The sequence below is a fragment of the Calothrix rhizosoleniae SC01 genome, from assembly GCF_900185595.1.
GTDB classification, from domain to species: domain Bacteria; phylum Cyanobacteriota; class Cyanobacteriia; order Cyanobacteriales; family Nostocaceae; genus Calothrix_A; species Calothrix_A rhizosoleniae.
The window spans coordinates 1-6,806 of record NZ_FYBH01000462.1 but is presented as its reverse complement, the minus strand read 5'-3'; the positions used below and the strand labels follow the sequence as shown (position 1 = coordinate 6,806).

Here is a 6,806-nt window from a genome sequence, read left to right as displayed (position 1 = left end):
GAAAAGTCAGTAGGACATAGCCCCCGGATTTATCCGTGGAAAGTTAAGAAAATTTGGGTGGAGAGGCGCGCTTGCGGTGACAGACAAAACGTCAACATTAAATCCCCTACTTTTAAGTATGGGGCATCCCTACTCCCACACTCCTACTCCCTACTCCCTCGTTAAAACTGTTACTAATTATGCAAAAAAGCTCCCAGGTTAGTTAACCTGGGATTTATATTTAAATTATTAGCAAGAGGCTTGTGGCACTGCTGTGGTTTTCCATTCTTTCAATGGCTAGTTGAGAGAAGGTATGTAAAGCCATCAGCATATCGTACAAGAAAGCATGAATTGATCTAAATATACTTTGGCTGTTGTAGAAAATATTGCCAAAATGCCATGTTGTTTATATTTCACTAATCCAGTCTAAATTGTATCTGGATAGATTTTTTTAGAACCATTGTTACTACCAAAGTTACCTAGAAATCACAGGGAAAAAAGCATAGGATTTGAGACAAGGCTAAAAACCTAAGAATCATAGCGAATTTTAGGAGTTTAAATTAGTATAATGCAACACCCATTTGCGCTGGAAATTTCTGATTTGCCATCTCACTTGCTAGAACAAGATGTGGTAGAAGAATTAGGAGACAACGAGACCGAATCTATTTCTGGAGGATTGTCAATCTACACGATTGAGGGTAAAGAAGAAGGAGATGGATGTTATTATCCTCTCCCCGTTATATGTAAAGAACCCCCTATATATACAACCGAAGCTATAGGTGAAGAGGGAGGAGATTGTAAACCAATAAAACCACCAATTACCAAAGCATTATGTGAAGATGGTGGACCAATAGCTACAACATTAGCATTAGGTGAAGAGGGAGGAGATTGCTATTAGATTCAATAGCGATCGCAACTACGACAAAATATACAAAACATAAGCAAAATATCTTCCTCGGATACTTGGCATTTCTGTTCTAGCATTACTAAGCACAATAGCTCCATCTGGGGAAGCTATCTATTAGCACTATGCAATTAGGGCGCGGACATTCTTGAACCCTGAAACCTATGAGCAGTGAACTTATTAATTATTAATTATTACTTATTACTTGCGCGTAGCCCTATAGCTGGGGAAATATAAATTTAAAATGAATATTTTAATTTTGGGTAACACTTCAGATGCTCATGCGATTCATATTAAAAATGCTCTCATTCAAGCAGGTGCAACAGCAAATTATTTAGATACAAGTCTATTTCCCAAGCAATTACAGATATCTTGGCAACCCAATACACAGTTGGGATACTTGACTTTACCTAATGGTCGAGAACTCAATATCCAGAATATTCACAGTGTATATTGGCGTACCTTCTCTGGAGTTTACGTCCCTGAATTCAAAGATAGCCGTCAACAGAGAGTTGCATACAACGATTCAATGAGTACATTGAGAACCCTCATGCAAGTCGGTTCAACCAAGTGGATTAATTCTTGGCAAGCATACCAGTTTCATAAAGAAAAACCCTTACAGCTCAGTACTGCAAGGCAAGTAGGAGCAACGATTCCCCCAACCCTAATTAGTAACAATCCTCAGCAAGTTACAGAATTTTGCCAAAATTACGAAAAAGTTATTTTTAAGCCGGTTTACGGTGGGGCTCATACCCAAGTTGTCACCAAGGCTCATTTAGAACCCCAACGACTAAAAATGACTTTGAGCCTTGCTCCAGTGACTATACAGGAATATATCCCCGGCACTAATATCCGTAGCTATGTAATTGCAGATTCAGTTTATTCAGCTGAAATTCGCAGTCCATCTGTCGATTTTCGTGAAGACTTGGACGCTGAGTTAATTCCCATAGAATTACCAGACTCAATTAAAAAACAATGTTTAGCGATCGCCAAAGCATTTATGTTAGAGTGGACTGCTATTGATTGGCGTGTAAAACCAACGGGTGAATACATATTTTTGGAAGCAAATCCTAGTCCAATGTTTATCCATTTTGAACGTCAGACTGGTTTTCCCATTACAGAAAAATTAGTTAAGTTACTGATGAATTAAATTTAATCTGAATTTTTTTTCTAGCTTTTACCTTCTCACTTGATTTCCAGGTTTTTGTAAAAAAATAATAAATATATTTGCTTTATTCAGTATGCCATGATAATTGTGAAAATATAAATAGTTTTGTCAGCTCAACTATAACTGTTAAATCCTATTCATTATCTCCACTAAGCTGATTGCGTTTTTTATTGGTGACAGTTATGTAATATTACTTGAGGTTTAGCTCTGACGTGTTCAAGAGACTAAAATTGACGCGCGGCAGCTATTTATGATAACCAATAACTGAATTAACGTATAATTTGTATGGCATTTTTTAGTTAAAAATGATGCTGAAAATTTGCTATTTTGAATACATTTTACAACAAGTAAATATAGTCTTTACTACAACTTTAAACAAAATTTCCAGGCACAATAAATATAGAAATAAATGCAAATGATTTGTGCTCGGAGATAACTCATGGTTGCGATCTCAGAGAACGCCCAGCGTCGACTAACTATCCAAACTGTCGAAATTGCTCCCAATACAACGGCGATTCGCTCTTTGGATTGGGACCGCGATCGCTTTGATATAGAATTCGGATTACAAAATGGTACGACCTATAACTCATATCTAATCAAAGGTGAGAAAATTGTTTTGGTGGATACCTCCCACCAGAAATTTAGAGATCTGTACTTAAACACTCTCAAAAGCCTGGTTAACCCCAAAGCAATTGACTACATAATTGTTAGCCATACAGAACCAGATCATAGTGGTTTGGTGGAAGATGTTCTCCAGTTAGCTCCCAGAGCTACGGTTTTAGCCTCCAAAATTGCTTTGCAATTTCTGGAAAACCTAGTTCATGCTACATTTATAGTATCAAGTAAATATAATTGCGATCGCAAAGCTGATACCATTTTGGATTTTGGATTTTGGATTGTGAAAGAGTTACTATATTAGTCTTTCTATCTTTCCATCTGTCGCAATCATTTTTGAAATTGGTATAATTTTGTATGGGTTCTGCTGATACCATTTTGGATTTTAGATTTTAGATTTTGGATTGTGAAAGAGTTACTATATTAGTTTTTCTGTCTTTCCATCTGTCGCAATCATTTTTGAAATTGGTATAATTTTATATGGGTTCTGAGGAATTTGAGTCTTGGGGTTATGCGAGGGTTTCAACAGACGAGCAAGCACAGGATACAGATGCACTTCTCAAGCAAATGCAGAGGTTGAGAGATGCTGGGGTTGGGAGAATATTTTTTGATATTGATAAACGCACTAAGCATGACCGTAAGGGCTTGCTGAATTTAATTAAAGCAGTCCAGGAACTTTCAGTAAATCATCAGATTAGATTTTTAAAATTTACTCGATTAGATAGAGTTGCAGCATCACAAGTCATTTTTTACCAACTGATTAGCGAGTTACAAAAGAAAAGAATTAAACCAGTCGCTCTTGATGATCCGTTTGACTTAGATTCAGTGGGAGGGGAGTTGACGGTTGATATTCGTTTAGATGTAGCCAAGCATGAGGTAAAAATGCTGGGCTTGCGAATTCGGAAGGAACGGGAACTGAGACGCAAAGCTAAGAAAAGTAATTTTTATGCCCCATTTGGTTATAAAACTGAAGAAGATAAATACATTTTGAATTATGATCCATGTATTTGTTTAATAGATAAAAAACAAGAACTATCAGTAGTTGAAGTTGCACAATTAATATTAAAAGTATTTTATCAGGTTGGCAGTTGTACCCAAACAGCCAAAAAGTTAAACGAGTTATTTGGGATTAGTTCACAATGTTCGGAAAAATATATCCGGAAATCAGGTAATTACTTTATTGATGAAGATGATCAGCTTACACAAAAAACATTAAATAAAAAAGTAGATAAAAAGTCTAATGCTGGGCTGCGTTACCCATACTCTGGACTCAGATGGACTACAACTGGTATTCGAGATTGGTTGACTAATCCTGTGCTGGCTGGTGGCACTCCCTATGACACAATTAAGGAAAATGGGTCGAAAAAATCTTTTGACGATATTAAGGTTTTTTGGAATACCCACGATGACCGAGCATTAATTACATTTCAACAGCACCAAGAAATTAAAGCAATTATCCGTAGTAATAGAAAGAATGCTTGGGCATCACATCGGGATAAGGAATCACACAAAATCAATATTTTTCAGGGTTTAATATTCTGTGCCAAGTGTAATGCTAAATTTGTGAAAGTTTCTACCTATCAATCTAAAAAAGATCACAGATTTAAATCATATTACCAATGCACTTACTATTTAAAAAATGGTATGTGCCATCATAAAACAGCAATTACCAATTTCCAGCTAGAAGACCAAATTATTGATTATTTAGTCATGGAAGCAGAACGGCTTTCTGTATTGGGAGAGTATACCAATACGACTGTAACAGAAAGCAAGGAATTAGTGGAGCTGCGATCGCAACTCCAAACCCTTGAATCTATTCCCGGTAATAATCCCGCCATCGAGACTGCTAAAGAGGGATTGCGTCTACAAATTGCCGAGATGCTGGATACAGAAGCACAAAATAACCAAGTGCAGCTAATTAACCGAGAAAGGATTATATCCGCCTTCAGCAGCCGAGAATTTTGGCAAAGTATCCAAAATCCTGTAGATAAAAAACGACTGCTGCGGGAATGTATTACTTATGTGGTTGTGGATGAGGGGAAAGTGGTAGATGTGAAGCTACGGATTTAGTTGATTTATTTAACTTCTTGATTATGGCTGCTTGTCGAGCTTCATGTTCGTATACCAAACGAGCAATCAATTCAGCAACTGTCTCAATTCCTTCATCAGGATTATGCATAATACTCAACTATTGCTTACATCTCAAACATAAACATTTGCTCAAAAAAATGCCGTAGCCTCATATGCTATTCTTCTTTTTTAATAACAATTTACTACTAATTTTAAAAGTGAGAATTAATTACATACTGCTATAAGAAAAATCCTTGTGACAACAAATACATGATTAATATTGAAATTACATTTTTTACCATTATTTTGATATTGATGAACTTTTAGATTTCAGTCACATGTATACAATCAAACTATTATAAAGTTAAAGTAAAGAATTATTTTTTTTCACAGAAAATCTTGACATAAATAGCATAAACTTGAATTGGTCGATATTTGAGTAATTAATTACTATTATGGACTTTTTTTAATTGGCTAGGTACAAATATTTATTATCCAGATTAGCAAGGGGAATTATTTGGATAAATAGATGCCGATTTTTAGATGTATATGGTTTGTTACATGAAAATTTGATTTGTACCCAGACAATATTGTGGAACTAAAATTATATGGAGGTTTAGGTATTAATTTACTCGATATTTTTAGATCCAGTCTTGATAATAGAGAAACAAAGTATTGAATACAATTGAGCAGCGACATCAATGATTAATATGATGTAGCTGACACTTCATGGACGTTATTTCTTCTCATAGAAAAAATACTGCGCCCAAACTCGAACATCACCAATTATGAAAAGGCTATAGGTGTTAGTTGTAAATTATCTCCATAGCTGAATTAGCCTGTATAGGTTAATTAAAATATGCAGTTGTAAATGCTAAAACAATGATTGCAAAATTATCACTGTGATAGATGCATTTGCCTATATCTTATTGAAAATAAGGGGTTAAATTTATGACACAATCTTCTAGCTTAGACAGAATTTTTGCCAACTATGAATTTACTGAAGGTAAGTTTTTAACACCTTTTCAACGCAAGAAATTACTCAAAAATTTACAGAGTGATTTGCAACGGGAATATCGTCGTCGGATTGAGATTATGCTATTAGCGGATATGGGTAAATCTCAAGCTCATATTTGTGAAACTATATGCTGTTCTCAGGAAATGGCAAGGTATTGGATTGCAGTTGCTCAAGCAGGGATGGCACATAAATGGCACGAACGTCCTGTAGGTAGACCAAAGCTTGTGAATGAACAGTATCTCCAAAGGTTAAAGGAGTTAGTGAGTAATAGTCCTCGGGATTATGGCTACCCTTTTAAATCTTGGACTGCACTATGGTTGAGCAAACATTTAATGAAGGAATTTGGGATTGATATTTGTGCTCGTCATATCAATCGATTATTGAAAAAAATGGGTCTTTCAACTAGACAAAGGAGTGAAAATAAAAATATTCATATGGATAAAGAAGAAGATAGAAGTATTAAAATTTACGACTTACAATCTAGATGTCAAACAGAAACACCATTGTCATTTAATCTGATTCAGAGTCATAAATAATAAACCATTTATTGATTTTATTTCTCAGTTTCTACAGGATTTTCATTGCTTGATTTAGCTGCGATTGGGAGCATTACAGGCTTTGAGTTAGTTAAATAATCTTGTAGAGCCAGATATAAATTTATTCTTGCTTACCGTCTACCGCAATGGCTCACTTATTACTTGCGCGTAGCGCTATATTTTTCAGCTTGGGTGCATTATACCTAATTCTGTCTTGGAGACAAACTTATGCCATCAGTGTTTTCCCAGCGACAGCTAGGTCAACAAATTGCAATGACTTTAGATAAGACGCTTTCGGAAGCAGAACTGCAAGCATATTTAGGAATTGTAGAAGTTATTGAACCACCTGTAGCTAAACAGTTTTGGAGTGATGCAACAGCTAAACCAGGTATTTATAGTATTTTGGCAGGTAAAGCCAGATTACTAGATAGCGATCGCAATTTAATTACAACTTTGGGTGTAGGAGCTTCTTTTGGGGAGTCAACCCTGTTTCCGGAGACGGAGTTTAGTTCTTAT

General features: G+C 35.6%; 4 protein-coding genes and 2 pseudogenes. All 6 read left to right on the top strand.

Going from position 1 to position 6,806, the window contains the following annotated elements:
* The first annotated feature begins 547 nt into the window (after positions 1-547).
* Entirely contained in the window at positions 548-877 is a 330-nt protein-coding gene (locus CALSC_RS25480) for a hypothetical protein (protein WP_088243967.1), read from the top strand.
* A gap of 250 nt (positions 878-1,127) precedes the next feature.
* Complete coding sequence (locus tag CALSC_RS25475) at positions 1,128-2,033, top strand: ATP-grasp domain-containing protein (RefSeq protein WP_088243966.1); 906 nt, start codon at positions 1,128-1,130, stop codon at positions 2,031-2,033.
* A gap of 457 nt (positions 2,034-2,490) precedes the next feature.
* Positions 2,491-2,883 (top strand): annotated as a pseudogene (locus CALSC_RS25470) (oxygen-binding di-iron domain-containing protein); the annotation flags it as partial.
* 263 nt (positions 2,884-3,146) lie between these two features.
* A complete protein-coding gene (gene xisF / locus CALSC_RS25465) occupies positions 3,147-4,736 on the top strand; it encodes a fdxN element excision recombinase XisF (protein WP_088243965.1) in 1,590 nt (529 codons plus the stop codon).
* A 951-nt stretch (positions 4,737-5,687) separates the two neighbouring features.
* Positions 5,688-6,290: a helix-turn-helix domain-containing protein gene (locus CALSC_RS25460; protein ID WP_088243964.1), complete on the top strand. Its 603-nt coding sequence runs from the start codon at positions 5,688-5,690 to the stop codon at positions 6,288-6,290.
* A 228-nt stretch (positions 6,291-6,518) separates the two neighbouring features.
* Positions 6,519-6,806 (top strand): annotated as a pseudogene (locus tag CALSC_RS25455) (peptidase C39); the annotation flags it as partial.

What these genes read in the sequence shown, in the direction of transcription:
- CALSC_RS25480 (WP_088243967.1), top strand. Translation starts at nt 548, where the DNA reads ATGCAACACCCATTTGCGCTGGAAATTTCTGATTTGCCATCTCACTTG.
- CALSC_RS25475 (WP_088243966.1), top strand. Translation starts at nt 1,128, where the DNA reads ATGAATATTTTAATTTTGGGTAACACTTCAGATGCTCATGCGATTCAT.
- xisF (WP_088243965.1), top strand. Translation starts at nt 3,147, where the DNA reads ATGGGTTCTGAGGAATTTGAGTCTTGGGGTTATGCGAGGGTTTCAACA.
- CALSC_RS25460 (WP_088243964.1), top strand. Translation starts at nt 5,688, where the DNA reads ATGACACAATCTTCTAGCTTAGACAGAATTTTTGCCAACTATGAATTT.